The organism is Dactylosporangium sp. CA-233914 (assembly GCF_050942935.1).
In the GTDB taxonomy this organism is placed as follows: Bacteria; Actinomycetota; Actinomycetes; order Mycobacteriales; family Micromonosporaceae; genus Dactylosporangium.
This window is the reverse complement of the sequence record NZ_CP192030.1, coordinates 4377842-4396649: the sequence shown is the minus strand read 5'-3', so window position 1 is coordinate 4396649 and position 18808 is coordinate 4377842. Positions and strand designations below refer to the sequence as shown.

The window sequence follows — 18808 nt, the reverse complement described above, 5'->3', positions numbered from 1 at the left end:
CCGACTCTCTCTCCAACAGCGGGTACCACCTGACCAGGGATTCGTTGAGTCTGGCACGCCCCCGACTCCGATGGTAGGTTTGTTTTCCTTCCTGAAACCCAAGGATTACCTTTGACTCTGCGGCAGCTGCTCTACTTTCTCGGTGCGGCCGATCTGGGCTCGTTCACCGCCGTTGCAGCACGCATGCAGGTGACTCAACCGGCGGTCGCCGAGCAGATCCGCCAGCTCGAGCGCTTCCTGAAGGTCGACCTGTTCGTCCGCCTCGGACGAGGCATCCGACTCACACAGGCCGGCGAGGAGTTCCTCCCCCACGCCCGCCGCGTGGTCTCCGCAGCCGAGGAGGCGCAGCGCAGCGTCGCGGGGATGCGGGCGCTGCTGGGCGGGACCGTGACCTTCGGCGCGTTTGGCGCTCCGGCGCACTACCACTTCGCGGCGCTCATCCGGGACTTCGCGACCGCCCACCCGGCGGTGCGGCTCCGGCTGCGTGGGCGCAACTCCTCCGAGATCGCGGATGCCGTGCGGGCCGGCGCTCTCGAGGCCGCGTTGGTGGTGCTTCCGGTCAACGACGACGGCATCGATGTCGAGCCGATCGCGCGGGACGAGGTGCTGATCGTCAGCTCAGATCCCGATGTCACGCGGCGCCCGCTGAGCATCGAGGAGCTGGCGAAGAGCCCGCTCGTGCTCTACGAGGCGCAGTATGCGGAGCACGATCCCACCCGCCGCCAGCTGGCCGAGCGCGCGCAGACGGCCGGCATCCGCCTCGAGTTCCCGTTCGAGGTCGAGCACCTCGACACCGCCCTGCAGCTCGCGTCGGCCAGCCTCGCGACCACCTACGTGCCGAGCGCCGTCACGCGGTCGCCGGTGTTCCCCGCGAACCTGACGACCGGCAGCTTCGACCCGCCGATGTACGACGTCTTCGCGATCATCACCCGACGCGGAACCCGCGTCTCCCCCGCGACCGGGGAGTTCCTGCGCCGGGTCGTCCGCCACATGCGCGGCGTCGCGGAGCCCATCCGCCGCGACACCGACGAGGACTAGTCCGGGATCACTGGGAGCGTCACGCTCGACGCCCGCGAGCCTCCGTAATGCACGGCGTTGCGGGCGACGACGCCCTCGATCTCGTCGAAGTTCGCGCCGCCGGTGTTGAGGTTGCGCTCATACGCCGGGAAGCTGCTCGACGAGATCTCGAGCCGGATGCGGTGGCCCTCCTGGAAGCGGTTGCCCGTCACCATGTTCGGCAGGGTGATCCGGTAGACCTGACCCTCCTCGGCGTGCTGCGCCTGGTCAAACCCGGCGCGGTAGCGCAGCCGGAAGCCGTCGTCGGCGAGGTTGATCGCCGTGCCGTCGGGGAGCACATCGACGAGTCGGACGATGAAGTCGGTGTCCCGCGCCGAGGTGGAGACATCGAGGGTCACCTCGACCGGCCCGGCCACCGTGATCGCCTGCTCGAGGGGCGGCGTGCTGTAGACGAGCACGTCCCGTCGCGCCGAGATCGGGCGCTGATCGAGGGCTGCGTTGAACCCGAGCACCCCGCCGAGGTTCGGGGTCGGGTTCATCGGATCGTAGACGTAGGAGTCCTCGGACTCCTCGGCAGACGGGTCGGTCGAGAGGCCGCCGGCCTCGTTCCGGCGCCAGGCCTCCGGGTCGGCGACCAGGTGGAAGGTGGTCGGCACCGCGGCCGGCGGCGGCCAGCTCTCGGCCGAGATCCAGCCCTGGTGCATCACGAAGAGCTGCACCTTCGGCATGTCCGCGACGCCGTTCTCGGTGCCGCGCACCCACTTGTCGAACCAGGCCAGGTAGAGCTTCGGGTAGCCGTGGTCCACGCCGCGGTACCGCACGTCGCCGAGCTTCAGGTCGCCGAACACGAAGTCGCGCATGTCCGGGGCCGGCATGGCGTCGATCTCGGTGGTGGTGAAGCCGGCGAACATCTCCTTCGCGATCTTCTTGGTGAGCTCAAAGGGAAGCTCCTGCCAGATCGCGCAGTGCGGCCCGCCGCCGATGATGAGGTACTGCTCCGGGGTGTCGAGACTCTGCAGGTAGCTGAACAGCCGGGTGGTCTCACCGATGGCGAGGTCGTGCCAGGTGTTGATGTGCAGGGCGGGGACGCGCGGCTCGTCGCCCTCGCCGATCAGCTCGACCTCGTTCCACGCCGGGTCGGCGGGCGTGCGGGTCATGTAGCGATCGAACGGCGACACCGGCGCCCCGGCGTTGCTCAGCACGTCCTTGCTCGGCAGGTGGCGCAGCTGCTCCGCGGTGTCCGGCGCCCAGCCCTTCCGCGCTGAGAACTGGAAGTACTTGCGGATGCGCTGCCGCTCCTCCTGCGTGGCCCCGGCCGGGATCACCGGCTTCTCGGTCGGGGCGAGGCGCCCGTACCAGTTCGCCCAGTTGAAGAGCATCGGGATGCCGCCCTTGTAGAACGCGCCGCAGGTGTCGTTGCCCGGCACGTCGCCGACCGCGGTCCCCGACGCACCCGGCACCATGGCGACGTGGCCCGGCGCGTTCGCCGAGGCCATCGGCCACTGATGCTCGCCGGAGCTGGAGCACCCGATGGTGCCGACCCGGCCGTTCGACCACGGCTGCTCGAGGATCCAGGCGACGGTGTCCGGGCCGTCGGTGCCGGCACCCGCCAGGTAGTCGACGAACACGCCCTCCGAGAAGCGGAACCCGCGCTCGTTCTGCACGACGACCGCGTATCCCTGGCGCGCGAAGTAGTCGACCCACTTCGTGCGGACCGAGCCCTCGCCGTCGTCCTTGTCGTACGGGGTCTTCACCAGCACTGTCGGCAGGGGACCTTCGGCCCCGCGCGGGAGATAGACATCCGTGGAGAGACGCACACCGTCCCGCATCGGGACCATGACCTCCCGCTCGATGTCGAAGTCGTCGAAGAGCGGCTGCGGCAGCGGTCCCTGCCAGTAGGCGTCGTCGAGGATCATCCGATCCGTCCTTCCGCGAGGTGGAGCGAGGCGAGGAGCTCCGCGTCGGCGTGCTCGCTCGCCATCACGATGCCGCGGGTGTCGAGCATGCGCACCGGCGGGGGCGGGGTCGACCCGAACAGGTGCGTGACCAGGTGGTCGAGCCGCCGCCGCATCCCGTAGCCGGTGACCTCGTGACCGGCTACGGGCAGCACGACGAGGTCGAAGTCCTTGTTCTCGTCGATGAGGGCCTGCACGAACTGGAACAGCTGCGCCGGATGCACGCCGAAGTCTTCGAGCCCGTGGATGAGCATCAGATGCCCCTGCAGCCCCGCGGCGTACGTCTTCGCCGCAGCCCTCTCGTAGCCGGCGGCGTCGAACGGGCCCTGGTAGCGCTCGCCGAACCCGTGGGAGAACAGGCGGGGATCGAAGTTGCCAGAGGCGGCGACGGCGACCGAGAAGAAGTCGCCGTGCCGCAGCGCGCCGAGCGCGGCGAGATAGCCACCGCCGGAGAACCCGGTGATGGCGACCCGGTCGAGGTCGATCGGATGCCGGGCGGCGAGCGCCGTGATGGTCGCGCGGTGGTCGTCGAGATTCGAGACGTCCTGCAGGGCGCCGTACGAGGCCTGCCGGAACGCGCGCTCCCGGTTCGCCGTGCCACGCCCGTCGAGGACGAGGCAGAACGCCCCGAATGCGGCGTACCCCGCGGCCTCGACGAACGTGCACGCCGTCGGGTAGTCGACGAATGCCGCGGTGGGGACGAGCGACTCTTGCGGGCTGCCGTAGACCAGGTCGACCAGGGGATAGCTCCGTGTCGGGTCCTGGTCGGGCGGGAGGAAGAGCAGGCCGTGCAGCTCGAACGACCCGTCTGCGGCGGGGACCGTCACGCGCTCCGGCCACCGCCAGTCGTCCGGCAGGCCGTCGCCGATGGCGGTCTCGATGACGGCGATCTCCTCGCCTGTCCTGCGGCGCAGCACCGAGCGGGGCAGCCGGTCGACGTCTCCGACCGTCTCGACGAAGTAGTCGCCGTCGGGGGAAAGGCCGCTGATCCGTCCGATGTCGGCGCCGGTGGTGCGCGAGAGCACGGCGATGTCCCAGGAGCGCGGCCGCCAGACCCGGTGGTCGCCCGGCTCGCCGGAGACGACGCGCACGCGCCCGTCGTCGAGTCCGGCGACGCAGACCTTCCGCACATAGGGGCTCTCCACGGGGTCGATGCCCCCGGCGAGGAACGACACCTCGCGCCGCACCGGATCCACGCGCAACAGTTCGCGCACCTGCCAGTCGCCCTGCGTCAGGGGCCGCACCAGCTCGCCGGTGGCGAGGTCGTAGAGGTAGAGGTGCCCGCGGCCGGTCCGCTCCGAGTACCAGATGAATTCGCCGGACTCCGCGAGCGGGATGATGAGCGCCGGGTCGTACAGGCTGACGCTCAGCTCGAGCGCGAGCTCCGAGGTCTCGGAGAACAGCGTGGTCGTCGTGCCGGCGGCGACGTCGAACGCCCGCACGTGGGCGGCGCGCTCCCCGCGTTCCAGGTCGACGAAGTAGACGGTCCCGCCGTCGGCCGACCACCACACCGTCTCGGCGGCGAACGGGGTGTCGCTCATCCGGCCCGCCGGGATGCGGGAGTGCTCCGGCTCGAACTGCGCACCGGTCAGCGGATCCAGCACGAACAAGCGGAACTCCGTCACGTGCGCGTCCCCCGGCAGGCTGGTGCGGTTCGGGTGCACCGTCGGACGCAGCCCGTCGGCGGGGACGTACGTGGTTGCGGGCAGCTCGGGGACCTCGCGCTCGTCCGTCTGCAGCGTGAAGAACAGCCGCGAATCGGGGGACCACATCCCGTCGGGGGCGGCGCGCAGCCCGTACTTGTCGTATACCGAGCGCATCCGGGATGCACCCATCCCGTACGCGTAGTCCTCGGCGCCGTCCGAGGTCAAGCGCTTCTCGGTCCCCTTCGCCAGGTCGTGGACCCAGAGGTCGTGGTCGCGCACCGAGATCGCACGCCGGCCATCCGGGGAGACCGCCCAGGTCGGCGCGGGCCGCGCGGCATCCTGAGCGAGGGATGCTGTCGCCGGGTCGAAGCGCCAGCCGCGACCGGCGTAGCCGAACCGCAGGCGCAGCGGGTCGAGGTCGACGTCGAGGGATCGCAGGATGACGGCGTCCGGCGGCAGGTCCCGCCGCAGCGCCGTGCCCAGGGCGGCGACCACGGATGCGTGGGTCGCGATCAGGGTGTTGTCGCCGGACTCTGCGTCCACCAGCCGGTACTCGGCACCGGCGCGGGTCGCCCGGTCGTACCAGAACCGCGAGGGCGAGACCCAGCGCGGATGCACGCTGGGATTGAGCACGAGCGTGCCGAGGTCGGCGAGGCGCTGCACCGCCCCGTAGCGCTCGGCCCACGCCGGCTCGTTCCCAGTCACGTCACTCCGTCCCGCCAGGTCTGGATCGATTCTGTCTCATCCCGCCGCGCTGGTGTCGGTGAAGACGGTGCGGTGCCACGGCCGGCGCGCGACGCCGGAGGAGTCGATCGCGACGTGCTTGACCGTCGTGTAGTCCTCGAGCGAGTAGTCGGACATGTCCTTGCCGAAGCCCGACTGCTTCACCCCGCCGTGCGGCATGTCGCTGACGATCGTGATGTGGTCGTTGACCCAGACGCAGCCGGCCTGGATGTCGCGCGTCACCCGCATGGCGCGGCCGACATCCCGGGTCCAGGCAGATGCCGCGAGCCCGTACACGGTGTCGTTGGCGAGAGCGATCGCCTCGGCTTCGCTCTCGAAGGGCGTGACGGTCAGCACGGGACCGAACATCTCCTCGCGGAACCACTCGTCGGCCGGGTCGGCGTCGGCAATGAGGGCTGGACGCAGATACGAGCCGGGGCCGTCGACGAGCTCTCCGCCGAAGACGCGGCGTTCCGCGCGGGCGCGCTCGATGAAGCCGGAGACGCGTGCGCGGTGCTCCTGCGAGATCACGGGGCCGAGGTCGGTCGCGGGGTCGTCGGTCGGGCCGATGCGGACCGCGGCGTAGAGCTCCGCGACGCCGGCGACGAAGTCCGAGTAGAGCGAGCTGTGCACGATCGCGCGGGTCGCGGCCGTGCAGTCCTGGCCCGCGTTGACCAGGCTCGCGGCGACAGCGCCGTGGATCGCGGCCTCGAGGTCGGCGTCGTCGAACACCACGAATGGCGCCTTGCCGCCCAGCTCGAGGTGCACGCGCCGCGCGCCCTCGACCGCCGCCTGCTGCACGATACGCCCCACGCTCGTGGAGCCGGTGAACGAGAGCATATCGGTTCCCGGAGCCTGCAGCAGCGCCGTCCCAGTGACCGAACCGGGCCCGGAGACCACGTTGACCACACCGGCGGGCAAGCCGGCCTCGGTCAAGATCTCGGCGAGCAGCACCGTCGTGAGCGGGGTGATCTCGGCGGGCTTCAGCACGATCGCGTTGCCGGCCGCGACGGCGGGCAGGATCTTCCAGGCGGCCATCTGCAGCGGATAGTTCCACGGCGAAATGGAGCCGACCACACCGACCGGCTGGCGCCGGATGAACGACGTCATCCCCGGCACGTACTCGGCCGCCGCCTTCCCCTCCAGGTGCCGTGCGGCTCCCGCGAAGAACTCGACGTTGTCGATCGTGCCCGGCACGTCGAACTCGGTCGCGAGGCGGATCGGCTTGCCGGCGTTGCGGCTCTCGACCGCGGCGACCTCGACGGCCCGGTCGGCGAGGATGCGGGACGCCCGGTTGAGCACGCCGGCGCGTTCGGCGGGCGGAACCCGGCCCCACTCGCCGGCGGCGGAACGGGCCGCGGCGATCGCATCCGTCACGTCCCGCTCGGTCGCGGGCGTGTACGTAGTGATCACCTCACCGGTGGAGGGGTCGGGGACCGAGATCGTCCGGTCGCCCGAGCCGGCACGGCGCGCGCCGGCGAGAAACTGCATGTCGGTCATCTGAGCTCCGTTCATGCGGGCCGGGGCGACCAGATGTCGCCCACCGTGAAGCCCGTGGGGAAGATGTCGGCGTCGTCGACGGACCACTGCGCGCGGCCCGTCACCCAGGCGCCACCGGTAATGGTGGGAAGCACCGCCGGGCGGCCCGCCAGTTCGGCGACACCGCGAAGGCGCCCGACGAACTCGCTGCCGACGATGCTGCGGTGGTGGAAGTCCTCCAGGATCGCGAGCTGGCCCCGCGCGTGGAGCGCCGCCATGCGTGCGCTCGTCCCGGTGCCGCACGGCGACCTGTCGAGGGCGCCGGTCCAGGTCGTCGGGTCGTCAGCCCGCAGTTCGCCGTTCGTGACGATGACGGTGTTGCGGTCCTCGCGGCCGGGCTGCCGGTCGCCACTGTGCAGCATCACCAGACTGATCCTGTTGATCTCGGGGTTCACCGGGTGCACCACCGTGGTCTGCTCCAATGCGGCGAGCTTGATGACCGCACCCAGGCGGACCAGCTCACGCCCGTTCTCGGGCACCAGCTCGACGCCGAGGTCGGCCGCGCGCACCTGGGCGAAGAACTGGCCGCCGAAGACAATGTCGGCCGGGACGGTCCCGACGCCGGGCACCTCGAGCGGAACGTCGAGGTCGACGACGAACGCGGGGACGTTGAGCACGGTGACCGCGCGGACCCGGCCGCGCTCCACGCGCGCGACCGCCTGCACGACGCCGACGGCGGTGTCGATCTGCACCTCGGTGACCGGCTCCTGCACCGGGATCATCCCGGATTCGAGCACGGCGGTGACGGCGCACATGGTGTTGCTGCCCGACATCGGGGTGAACCCGCCCTGCTCGAGCACGATGATCCCGAAGTGCGACCCCGTCTCGACCGGCGGGACGATGAAGACCCCGCACAGACCGGGGTAGCCGCGCGGCTCATGCAGCAGCAACTTGCGCACGTCGTCGAGGTTGTCGCGGCAGTACGCGAGGCGCTCGGCCATCGTCGCCCCGACGACGAACTCCCCCGCGTTCATGACGACGCGTCCGGGCTCGCCCTCGGCGTGCACCTCGACGGTCTCGAGAACGGGGATCATGCGGAGATCGCTCCCGCCGACGTCAGGATCGCGGTGAACCGAGCGCGGTCCTCGTCGGACAGACGCTGGATGGGGCGGCGGGGATCGCCGACCGGGTGGCCGACGAGCTCGAGCCCTCCCTTGATGCCGGCGACGTAGTTCACCGACTCGAGGAAGTCGCTGATTGCCCAGAGGTCCTTCCACAGCGCACGCGCCTCGTCGAGGTCCTTCCGCACGGCGAGCGCATCCCAGAACCGCACCGCCTGCTCGGGCAGGACCGAGGCCAGACCCCACACCGAGGCCTCGGCACCGGATGCGATGCCGAAGAAGGTGAGCGTGTCCCATCCGTTGAACGCCTTGATGCGATCGCCGTAGCCGGCGAGCAGGCCCGCGAGCGCGACGGCGTCGCCGGAGCTGTCCTTCAGGTAGTCGATGCCGGGGATGTCGCCGAGTTCCGCGACCTCTTCGGCCGAGAGGCGGATGCCGGTCGCGCCAGGCACGTTGTAGTACACGATCGGCAGGGCGATGCTCTCGGCGACCTCGCGCAGGAACACCTTCAGGGTCCCGAAATCGAGCGGGTCGTAGAACGGCGACACCAGCATCACGGCGGAGGCCCCGACCCTCTCGGCGTGCTGCGCCAGCTCGATCGCCTTCCCGGTCGACATCGCGCCGACTCCGGCGATCACCGGAACGCGTCCGTCCGCCGCACGGACGTACGCCTCGATGACCTGCTTGTACTCGGCATCCGTCAGCGTCGTGAACTCGCCGGTCGTGCCGGTCGAGACGATGCCGTGGATGCCGGCCGAGATGAGACGCTCGGCCAACGCACGGATGCCGTCCTCATTCACCACGTTGTCCGCGGCAAACGGCGTCGGGACGGCGGCCAGGATTCCATGGAGGTCGGCGCTACGGCGGGTGGTCATGGTGGTCCTTTCGTGACTCAACGGGCGCTGCGGAAGCGGCGGGGGTTGAAGGGGGCAAGACGCGGGGAGGCGGTGTCGTGCAGGATCAGCTCGGTCATCGCGGCGGCGCTGCCGGGGGCGAGGGTGACGCCCAACATCCCGTGGCCGGTGGAGACGAAGCCGTTCGAGAGGCGACCGAGGCGACCCATGATCGGCAGGCCGTCGGGGGTCATTGGACGCATGCCCGCGCTCGGTTTCGGCGGGGTCGTCGGGGGCTGCCAGTCGCGGAAGTAGGTGGCCGGTGCCCGCAGGATCGCGTCGACGCGCACCTGGTTGATGTCCTCGTCGAGGCCGCCGAACTCCATGGTCCCCGCGAGCCGCAGGTTGCGGGTGAGCGGCGTGACCGCGACCTTCGCGTCGGACAGGTTCGTCGCGCTGCGCATGGCGAGCGGTTCGACATCGACGCTGTAGCCCTTGCCGGGGCGCACCGGCAACGGGACGCCGAACTGCCGCGACAGGGGACCCGTCCACGCACCGGCCGCCAGCAGGTAGGCGTCGCCCGAGAACGTGCGCTCGTGCGAGCGGACCGCGGTGATGCGGTCGCCGTCGCGCTCGACCGCGGTGAGCGGTGCGTGCTCGACGAGGTCGGCGCCCAGATCGACCAGCCGGCGGTGCAGCGCGCGCGCCAGGGTGCCGGGGTCGACGTGGCGCTCCTTCGGGAAGAACAGGCCGCCCTGCACCGCGTCGGAGAGCAGCGGCTCGTGCACCCGCACGTCGTCGCCCTCGAGCACGGTCGGCTCGAGGCCGTACTTCTTCACCAGGTCGAGGTGCGTGAGGTGGTGGTCGAGATTCGCGCGCTGGGTGAACGCCATCAGCAGGCCGGTCGAGTGCATCTCGAAGTCCATGCCGTCGGCGCGGTAGTCATCGTAGATCTCCACAGTGCTCTCCGCGAGCGCGAGGTGCCCGGCGAACCCGGCTCGCTGGCGGCGCGCGTTCGACGCGCGCCACATCCCGAAGAGGAAGGAGAGGAACTGCGGGTGCAGCGACGGGCGGATGTAGAGCGGGCTGTCGGGCCGCAGCATCCACTTCATGGATGTCAGCACGACTCCCGGCCCCGGCACCGGTGCCGCTTCGGCCGGCACGATCCACCCGGCATTGACGTCGGAGGCTCCGTGCCCGGTCGCCCGCGCGTCGAGAACGGTGACCTGCACGCCCTCGCGAGCCAGGTGATAGGCGGTGGTCAGGCCGATTATGCCCCCGCCGATGACCACGGTTTGCATCCGCACCAACCCTGTCTCTCCGGAATCCTGATCGAGTGTTTCACCGGTCAGCTCGACAAGGTAGGTTTGCTTTCCTTTGCAACACCAAAGGAGAAGTTGTGACATCCCCATCACCGTGATCCCCAACTTGCTGGTGGTGACACCACCCCTGTCGAGGAACTCGCCGCCCTCCACGTCGCCTGGCACACCGCCTACGATCGGCAAGACAGCGGCCCCGGCCGGTGATGTGGATCGAACGATGGCATGCGGCCCGTGCTCGGCCGCCGGCCGCATTCCCGGGCTCGCGCAACCTCGGGTACAAAGACAACAAGCGTCGCTCCTGGGTTGAGGTCACCGTACGTGTTCAGCTTGAGGGCGCTGGGGCATCCACCGGCCGGTGGTGAACAATTGCTTGAGCACGGCGAGCGCGTCTTGGCCGTGTTTGGTGGCGGCGTCGAGGCTCGGCGGTGCTGTCCCGGTTCGGGGTCCGGGTATCGCGGTTCGTCAGAAACGCCGGGCGGGTCGACATGGAGCGGGTCATCCGCCGGTACAACCGCCTCCGAGGCGCGATCCTTGATGCGCTCACCCGGGAATCCGCCGAGGAGGTTCGGGCGATTCTTGAGGCTAGTCGTCGTCACGGTGTTCGGGGCGTAGCGACGTGGTTCCGGCCGCACTGACCGCCAACGTCCCCGGCCCCATTGATGGGGGCCTGCCGACGCCGGCTCAGGCAGAGTTGATCTGGGCTGACATCTGGCACCTGGAGGCACACCACTCCACCGCTCTTGAGGGCAACACGCTCGTGCTGCGGGAGGTCGAGCAACTCCTCGACAAAGGCCAGGCCGTGGGGGCGAAGCCGCTCAAGGAGTACATGGAGGTCCGCGGGTACGCCGACGCCGCACAGTGGGTCTACGCCCAGGCCATAGACCCGGGCGGCTGGAAGACCGATGGGCTGATCTCGCTGGCCGAGCTTCGACACGTCCACGAGCTCGCGATGAATCCAGTCTGGCAGGTCGAACCGCACCCTGAGGCGACACCGAACGAGGCGCCGGAACGGTTCCGGGAGCACGACATCCGCGCCTTCGGCGGCGGCATGACGCCGCCGACGTGCCCGCTGGTGGCGGCGAGGGTCCAGGACTGGATCGACACCGTGAACGCCTCGACCGATGCGCTGACCGGCCAGACCGAGGCCCCGCTCCCGGAAGTCCTCGCGAGGCTGCACGTGGAGTTCGAGCGGGTCCATCCGTTCATCGACGGCAACGGTCGCGCCGGGCGGCTCGTACTCAACCTGGTGCTCGTGCGGCTGGGCTACCCGCCGGTGATCATCCTCAAACGGCAGCATGCGGCGTATCTGTCGGCGCTGGATCGTGGCAACAACGGCGACTATGGCCCGCTCGGGGAGATCCTGGCGCGGGCGATGTACGACAACCTCAACCGGTTCATCGTGCCCGCGCTTGCCGAGCCTGACCGATTGGTGCCGCTCGCCGCGCTCGTGGACGAGGAGTTCTCGCTGGCGGCACTGCGTCACGCAGCGCAGCGAGGACGGCTGGAGGCGATGCAGACGCCCGACGGGGTATGGGCATGCGACCAGGGAGGCTGTCGAGGAGTACCGGCGTACCAAGCGCCGACCGCGCAACTAAGCCGACCGGGGTTTCATCCGGCCAAGAGTGGATTCCTCAGTTTCGCCGGCCTCTCCGACTCTTGGGGCGCCCCTTGCTCAGGGGTGAGTTCGCCACGCTGCTGCGCCTCGGCCGGGCTCGTACCCCATGGGCACGAATCGACCGCGCGAGGCGTGCCGGCGCCTGCTGATCCATGACCGCGCCCCGATGACCAGGCTTGTCGGAGCCATGACGGCGAACTTCATCGCGTTCCAGAAGAACAGCACCACGAGGACGTTCAGCCACCCCAGGGACGGCCTCTGTGCCAAGACGGCACAGACGCTCATGAGGAACAGGTAGGCGGGCACCGCGACGAGTGCAACCGGAATCGCCCATTTGAGCCCGCGTGGCGAGCGCAGCCAGTCGATAGCCCGGTTGGTGGGCATGTAGAAGCGGAGGTAGCCGCGGATCGCGGCGCTCAGGTTCCAGAGCATGGTGAGCATGGTGACCTCCTTCGGTCCGTTCTTCTCCTGTCATACGCCCGCCCTCCGACAAAACTGCGAGGTCCAGCGCGTGTCGCGGAAATGAGTGCCGATCGGGCGCGCCGCCGCCGTCATCCGATCGCCCGCGGCGACGTGATCTCGACAGGCTTCTCGATCAGCACGTGGAGGCCGGCTTCGATGGCGGCCTCGGCCACCTCGAGGTGTGCTCCGCTCGGAGTCGCGACCACGACCATCTCCGCGCCCGCCCGCCCGCACCGCGTCGGCGAGTCGCGGCGGACCCGCGGCGGCGGCGCTCCGTGTTCGGTCGCGGCCTCGATCACCGGCCGCGCGGCAGCGGCCGAGGACGCGATCACCGCGACCGGCGTCAGGTCCCGATTTTCGGCGAGCGCGCGCGTGCACCCGCGCGATCGTCCCGGACCCGGCGATGGCGACCCCGACGGAGCCGGGGCGTCTGGCCCCAGGGCTCATCCCACGTCTCCCCGCCCCGGCTCACCGAGCCCGGCGGCGACCTGCTGGGCCGCGCGAACGGCGAGCGCGACGCTGGTGACCGTCGGGTTGGCCGCGGTCGCGGTGGGGATGACGTTGTTGCCCCCGACGACCAGGCCGTCCACGTTCCAGACGCGGCCATAGGAGTCGCAGACCGACTCCCCGTCATCGATGGCCCCCATCCGGGTGCCGCCCTGGTAGTGGAGCGAGGAACCTCCCGGAGCGAAGACCAGCGTCGGCGACGAGCCGCCCAGGGCAGCCGCCGCCCGCCGGGCGTTCGCCTCCAGGAGCTCGACGGTACGGCGATCGCCGTCGGTGAGGGTGTAGTGGATCGTCATGGCCGGCATCCCGAAGGAGTCGCACTCGGTGTCGCTGAAGGTGACCGAGTCGGAGAACTGGAGTTCCTTGGCCCCGTAGAACGCCAGCCCGGCGTAGTCGGCACCGGAGAACCAGATGCTCCGCGAGGCGGGATGGACCTGGCCCTGGATCTCACGTACCCCGGAGGAGAACGGGATGAGCAGGATTCCAATTGGCCGCGGCGACGCGCCCTCGTCGCCGTGGGAGGAATACCTCTCGGGAAGCGACAGCGAGCCGGTCATCTTCAGGTGGTCGTTGAGGTAATGCCCCAGCGCACGAGGACGCACGCCCGAGGCGAACAGCAGCTGCGGGGTGCGCAGGCCGTCGGCGGCGACGACCACCGTCCGGGCGCGCACGCGGTAGGTCTCCCCCGTCTCCACGGACTGGAGCTCGACGCCCCTCGCCGCGCCGTCCTCAAGGAGGACTCGCCGCGCGAGGGTGCCGGCACGCAGCTCGAACCCGGGCACCTGCGCGGCCAGACCGCCGAGAATCACCGACGGTCCGGAGACCCGCACCCCGTTCTCATCGGAGACGGCCGCAAGCGGAGTCAGGCCCACCGGCGGCGTATCGGGAGCGTCCCGATCGAACTCGGCCGCGAGGGCCGCTCGCATCCGCTCCAAGAGGTCGTCCCCGCCGGCGAGGTCGTGGCTGACGGCCAGCAGCCGATCAGCGACCTCGTACGCGTGCTCCATCTCCGCCGCGGGGATGAAGGGGATGCGCTCGGTCCCGTTCGGCCGCGGGCACGATCCCGACCAGTACAGGCCCATGCCACCCACGCCGGCCGACATGCTCGCCGCGGCCATCCCGAACTCGCCGTCGACCTTGGCCCCCATCCCCAGCAGGAACAGCCCCGGCCGCACCAGCAGATCGCGGTCGAGGATGGGATCGAGCGCTGCCGCCTCACCCGACTGGCGAGCCGGATTCTGGCTGATCCCAGCCTGCGGGCCCTGCGTGCGCAGCATCACCGCCGCGGCGTCCTCCGGCTGCATCGTCTGGACATGGACACCGGGCACGTCGCTGACCGCCGGGCCCACCTCGACCATTAGGATCTTCGCGTCGGGCCGGGCGTCACCGATGATGCGGGCGAAGGTCGACCCGATCGGTCCGCTGCCGACGATGACGACATCGGCATCCTCGACGCCGTTCTGGTTCACAGGGCTCATCTCAATCTCTCCGGAGTGGGGCCGCGTTCCCGGGCGAGGAACCGCGGCGGATGGCGTGGCGATCACCGCTCATGTCAGTCGGATGCCGCCTCAGGGCCGCGCACACAGGTCGCCGTAGCCGAGCCGAGTGAGGTTGCGCAGCGAGGTCTCGGCGCAGGCAAGCGGGTCCCGGCCGAAGAGGTCCTCCTGCTCGACGAACATCCACTGCACGCCCCCGGCCACCGCGGTATCGACGATGGCCCGGAAGTCGAGCGAGCCCTCGCCGACCTCGCTGTCCTGGACGACGCCGATGAACCCGGCGTAGAACTCCGCGATGTCGCCACGCGCCGCGGCCGCCAGGGCCGACTGCGGCACATGGCCGACGCGGTAGTCGCGCAGGTGGAGGAGCGTGACCCGGGCCCCGTAGCGCCGCAGCATCTCCAGCGGGTCCACTCCCCCGCGGTAGGACCAGTGGACGTCGAGCTCGAACTCGAGGCGGGGGGACTCCTCCAGGATGATGTCGATCTGCCTGCTGCGGTCGAAGGTCACGAAGTCGATGTGGTGGTTGTGGTAGGCCAACGAGATCCCGACATCCTCGAGGCGCTTCGCGATCTCCTCGCACTGGCGAGCGAACGCGACGACTCCGTCACGAGAGCCGACGGCGTCGAAGGACAGCATCGGGATCCTGATCTTGTCGGCCCCGAGCGCGCGTGCGTCGGCGATCACCTTGTCCAGATCCGTTGCCAGGGACTCGAAGGGCGAGCCGGGGCGCGAGGTCAGCATCGCAGTGAGGGCGGCGATGTCGACGCCGAGCTCCTCGCGGGCCCGACGCATCCCCGCCACGTTGTGGGGCGTCATGGGTATCTGGGAGATCTCGAAAGCGGTGTACCCGACCTCGCGCGCCGCCTTGAGAGCCTCGTAGGCACCCACCTCGGCGAACCGGTCCTTGAGCATCATCGCCTGCAGGCCGATGCGTGTCATTGCGAACTCTCCTGTGCGTTGCTTCGTCTCGGACTAGAAATGAGTCGTTCTGTTGTCAATCGACTGCCAAATTCGCCGAACCTCCTCGGACCGGCGCCGACCCGACCTCATCCGCCGGCGTCCGCGGCGTCCGCCCGGGCCAGCAGCTCGTAGCGCAGCCGCCTCCGCTCGGCCTGCCGGTCAGGGTCCGGCGTCGGCGAGGCCAGCAGCAGACCTCGGGTGTACGGATGATCCGGATCGGTGGTGACCCGGGCGGCATCTCCGTGCTCGACGACCACGCCGCGGTACATCACCGCGACGCGATGACTGAGGTGTCGGACTACGTCGAGGTCGTGGGACACGAAGAGGTAGGAGACGCCGGTGTCCTGCTGGATCTGGAGGAACAGGTCCAGCACCCGCGCCTGGGTGGACAGGTCCAGAGCGCTGACCGGTTCGTCACAGACGATCAGCTTCGGCGCGAGGGCCAGGGCGCGCGCGATGGCCACGCGTTGGCGTTGCCCTCCGCTGAACTCGCTCGGAAGTCGGGAAAGCGTGCTCGCAGGCATCCCGACCTGGTCGAGCACCTCCCGCACCCGGCGCCGGGCGTCCTTGGCGGACCAGCCCTGGACCGTGAGCGGCTCGGCAAGGATCGCCCCGACCGTCATGGCGGGATTGAGCGAGCTGTACGGGTCCTGGAAGACCACCTGGAGGTCGCGGCTCAACTCCCGTCGGTCTCGCCTCGAAAGGCGGCCGATGTCACGGCCCTCGAACCTGACGCTGCCGCTGGTGATGGGAGCCAGCCCCAGGACGGCTCGTCCCAGCGTCGTCTTGCCGGAGCCGGATTCGCCGACCAGCCCCAGGGTCTCGGCTCGACCGATCTCGATCGAGACCCCATCCAGGGCCCGGAACCGGGCCTTGCGGAATCCCGACTTCCGATAGTCGACGACGAGGTCGTCGACACTCAGCAGCGGCGCCATCATGCCTCCACCGTCACCGTCGGGCGCGGGCCGAGGAAGGTCCGAGCGGGCTTGTTCTCGAGTGTGGCCGCCAGAAGCGTCCTCGTGTACTCGTGGTGCGGACTCCGCAGGATGTCCCGCACCTCGCCGGTCTCGACGACTCTGCCCTGCTGCATCACGGCGACGCGATCGCACAGATCAGCGACGACGCCGAAGTTGTGGGTCACGAGGAGCACGCTCATCTGGGATGCGGTCCTCAATTCCCGCAGCAGATCGAGTACGTCGGCCTGGACCGTGACGTCGAGCGCGGTCGTCGGCTCGTCGGCGATCAACAGGTCGGGTTCGCAGCTGACCGCTCCGGCGATCAGCACCCGCTGAGCCATGCCGCCAGAGAGCTGGTGCGGATAGGCCCGGAACACACGTCTGGGGTTCGCGATGCCCACGGTGTCCAGCAATTCCAGCACCCGTGCCTCGGCCTGCGCCTTGGACAGGCCGAGAACCTTCACGATCGGTCGCGCCAACTGCTGGCCGACACGAAAGTTGGGATCCAGGTTGGACATCGGCTCCTGGGGGACATAGGCGATCCGTCCCCCGCGCAGGGGCTGCATCGCGCGGGCGGAGATCGGCTCACCTTCGGCGAGGAGCAGGTGGGTGTCGAACCTGATGCGGCCTCCCAGGATCCGGGCCTCGCGAGGGAGCAGACCGAGGACGGAGAACGCCGTCTGCGTCTTGCCGGACCCCGACTCCCCCACGATCCCGAGTACCTCGCCGCGAGCGAGGTGGAACGAGACGTCCTCGACGACGTTCTTGAATCCGTGTCCGCGGTGTGGATACCCGACCCGGAGTCCGCTCACCTCCAGCAGAGTCGTCGACGGCGCGGGCGCCACTGTGGGCGCTGTGGGCGCCGCCGTACTGAGCCGACGCGCGGGCCTGCGCCGCGGTGGACGCGGCGGGTCCTCGAGCGTGTCGCGCAGGGCGTTTCCGAGGAGGACGAAGCAGCCGATCGTGACCGAGATGGCGATGCCCGGCCACACGACCAGCTGCGGAGCGGTGTAGATGTTGACGAAGCCCTCGTTCAGCATGACACCCCAGGTGGCGACCAGCGGATCGCCGAGGCCGAGGAACTCCAGCGTTGCCGAGATCGACATCGCGATCCCGCAGACCATCGAGGCTTGAATGATCAAGGGCGACCTGCTGGCGGCAAGGATGTGCCGCCCCAGGATCCTCGCCGTGCTGAGACCGGAGACCCTGGCGGCGTCGACGTAGAGCTCATGGCGCACCGACTGCACCGCGGCGCGCACCAGACGGAAGAAGCTGGGTGACATCAGCATTCCGAAGATCGTCATCGACACCCACACCGTCTTGCCCAGCGCACTGGTGGCCGCCAGCAGGATGATGATCGACGGGAGGGACATCACCACATTGGTGCACCAGCTCGCGACAGCGTCGAACCATCCCCCGAAGTAGCCCGCGAGAAGGCCGCTGGGCAGGCCGACGACGATCGCGACGACGGCCGCGATCCCGGCGGCGAGGAGGGTGTTCTGCGCGCCCTGCAGCAGACGACTGAGCACGTCCCGTCCAGCGCTGTCCGTGCCCAGCAGGTGACCCTGGGAGCCGGGCGGCAGCAGCGCCTTCGCCAGGTCGGCGTGGCTGGGGTCGAACGGAGCCACCAGCGGGCCGATGGCTCCGGCGAGCAAGACCCCGCTCAGGGTGAGGAGCGCGAACATCCCCAGTGGATTGCGGATCAGTCGTCCCACCGCCCCCGGTCTGCCGGCGCGAGGGGAGCTCGCGGACTCCAGGATCGTCGCACTCATGAGATCCGCACCCGGGGGTTGAGCCACGCGACCGCGAGGTCCACGAGGAGGTTGACCGCAACCACCACCAGGACGGTGTAGACGACCACGCCCATCAGCATCGGCATGTCACCCTGCGTGGCCGACTGGAGAGCGAGATAGCCGATGCCGGGCAGAGCGAAGATCTGCTCGATCACCACCACCCCGCCCAGAAGGCCGATGAACTGCAGCGAGAGAACCGTCAGGGCGGCCGGTGCCGCGTCGCGGAGCACATGCCGGAAGATGACCTCGCGTGGGGAGAGACCCCGGCTGCGGAGCGTTCGGACATAGTCCTTGGCCAGCGCCGCGATCGCTGCGCTGCGCACCTGCTGGGACATCGAGGCGATGCCACCGATGGCCAGCGCCACGACGGGCAGCGTCATCGTCGAGCTCCACGCGCGGACGCCGGCTGCCAGCGGCACATAGCCCGTGGCGGGGAAGAGGCCGAACCGGATCGCGAAGACGGTGACGAGGACGATCCCGACCAGGAACTGAGGAACCGCGGCACCGCCGATCGAGAGCACCTGGAGCACGCGGTCCGTCCAGCCCCGGCGTACGGCGGCGGTCACGCCGACCAGCGTCGAGACCACGGCGGTCACGATGACAGCCACGGCCACGATCGACAGGGTCGCCGAGAGCCGGCTCGCGATGTTGCCTGCCACCGAGCCACTGGTGAACCATGAGGTCCCGAGATCCCCGTGAAGCAGGCCGCGCAGCCAGGACAAGTACCGACTGATCAGAGGTTGATCGAGACCGAGTTCGATCTCCTTCTGGTGCACCTGAGACGACGTCGCGGACTCTCCCAGGATGTTGCGAGCCACGCTGGAGGAGGAGAAATAGAGCAAGAAGAACGTCACCGAGGACGTGACGAACAGGGCCGCCACACCCGAGACGAGGCGACGCAGGACGAAGGTCAGCACTGC

General features: G+C 69.6%; 15 protein-coding genes. 2 read left to right on the top strand and 13 right to left on the bottom strand.

The window, feature by feature from the left end; translation table 11 throughout:
- Window positions 1–111: 111 nt before the first annotated feature.
- Window positions 112–1038: a LysR family transcriptional regulator gene (locus ACQPY0_RS19735; protein ID WP_432990854.1), complete on the top strand. Its 927-nt coding sequence runs from the start codon at window positions 112–114 to the stop codon at window positions 1036–1038.
- Here the strand turns inward: ACQPY0_RS19735 and ACQPY0_RS19730 are convergent.
- From ACQPY0_RS19730 to ACQPY0_RS19705, 6 genes are read right to left on the bottom strand one after another with little or no spacing between them, the layout of a single operon-like run.
- The gene (locus ACQPY0_RS19730; RefSeq protein ID WP_432990852.1) at window positions 1035–2933 is read right to left on the bottom strand and encodes a CocE/NonD family hydrolase; all 1899 of its coding nucleotides are present in this window, start codon (window positions 2931–2933) and stop codon (window positions 1035–1037) included. The genes ACQPY0_RS19735 and ACQPY0_RS19730 overlap by 4 nt on opposite strands.
- On the bottom strand, window positions 2930–5323 hold the full coding sequence (locus ACQPY0_RS19725) for a DPP IV N-terminal domain-containing protein (protein WP_432990850.1): 2394 nt from the start codon (window positions 5321–5323) through the stop codon (window positions 2930–2932). Before ACQPY0_RS19725 ends, ACQPY0_RS19730 begins: the two co-directional genes overlap by 4 nt.
- 36 nt (window positions 5324–5359) lie before the next feature.
- Window positions 5360–6841 (bottom strand): aminobutyraldehyde dehydrogenase, encoded by a 1482-nt coding sequence (locus ACQPY0_RS19720; protein ID WP_432990848.1) that lies wholly within the window; start codon window positions 6839–6841, stop codon window positions 5360–5362.
- A gap of 11 nt (window positions 6842–6852) precedes the next feature.
- Window positions 6853–7914, bottom strand: coding sequence for a proline racemase family protein (locus tag ACQPY0_RS19715; protein ID WP_432990846.1), 1062 nt, complete (start codon window positions 7912–7914; stop codon window positions 6853–6855).
- Window positions 7911–8816, bottom strand: a complete 906-nt coding sequence (locus ACQPY0_RS19710) for a dihydrodipicolinate synthase family protein (RefSeq protein WP_432990844.1) — start codon at window positions 8814–8816, stop codon at window positions 7911–7913. The genes ACQPY0_RS19715 and ACQPY0_RS19710 overlap by 4 nt, the downstream gene beginning before the upstream one ends.
- Before the next feature lie 17 nt (window positions 8817–8833).
- Entirely contained in the window at window positions 8834–10348 is a 1515-nt protein-coding gene (locus ACQPY0_RS19705; RefSeq protein WP_432990842.1) for an NAD(P)/FAD-dependent oxidoreductase, read from the bottom strand.
- A gap of 364 nt (window positions 10349–10712) precedes the next feature.
- On the opposite strand from ACQPY0_RS19705, the gene ACQPY0_RS19700 reads away from it, so the two are divergent.
- Entirely contained in the window at window positions 10713–11867 is a 1155-nt protein-coding gene (locus tag ACQPY0_RS19700; protein ID WP_432990840.1) for a Fic family protein, read from the top strand.
- On the opposite strand, the gene ACQPY0_RS19695 is transcribed toward ACQPY0_RS19700, so the two are convergent.
- From ACQPY0_RS19695 to ACQPY0_RS19665, 7 genes are all read right to left on the bottom strand, one after another.
- Entirely contained in the window at window positions 11769–12152 is a 384-nt protein-coding gene (locus ACQPY0_RS19695; RefSeq protein WP_432990838.1) for a hypothetical protein, read from the bottom strand. The two genes, ACQPY0_RS19700 and ACQPY0_RS19695, sit on opposite strands and share 99 nt — an antisense overlap.
- A 110-nt stretch (window positions 12153–12262) precedes the next feature.
- Window positions 12263–12505, bottom strand: coding sequence for a Gfo/Idh/MocA family oxidoreductase (locus ACQPY0_RS19690; protein WP_432990836.1), 243 nt, complete (start codon window positions 12503–12505; stop codon window positions 12263–12265).
- Window positions 12506–12616: 111 nt separating this feature from the next.
- A complete protein-coding gene (locus tag ACQPY0_RS19685) occupies window positions 12617–14158 on the bottom strand; it encodes a GMC oxidoreductase (RefSeq protein WP_432990834.1) in 1542 nt (513 codons plus the stop codon).
- A gap of 90 nt (window positions 14159–14248) precedes the next feature.
- On the bottom strand, window positions 14249–15118 hold the full coding sequence (locus tag ACQPY0_RS19680) for a sugar phosphate isomerase/epimerase family protein (protein ID WP_432990832.1): 870 nt from the start codon (window positions 15116–15118) through the stop codon (window positions 14249–14251).
- 107 nt (window positions 15119–15225) lie between these two features.
- Window positions 15226–16077, bottom strand: coding sequence for an ATP-binding cassette domain-containing protein (locus ACQPY0_RS19675; RefSeq protein WP_432990830.1), 852 nt, complete (start codon window positions 16075–16077; stop codon window positions 15226–15228).
- A complete protein-coding gene (locus ACQPY0_RS19670) occupies window positions 16074–17867 on the bottom strand; it encodes a dipeptide/oligopeptide/nickel ABC transporter permease/ATP-binding protein (RefSeq protein WP_432990828.1) in 1794 nt (597 codons plus the stop codon). The genes ACQPY0_RS19675 and ACQPY0_RS19670 overlap by 4 nt, the downstream gene beginning before the upstream one ends.
- Entirely contained in the window at window positions 17864–18805 is a 942-nt protein-coding gene (locus tag ACQPY0_RS19665; RefSeq protein WP_432990826.1) for an ABC transporter permease, read from the bottom strand. Before ACQPY0_RS19665 ends, ACQPY0_RS19670 begins: the two co-directional genes overlap by 4 nt.
- Between the last annotated feature and the right edge of the window lie 3 nt (window positions 18806–18808).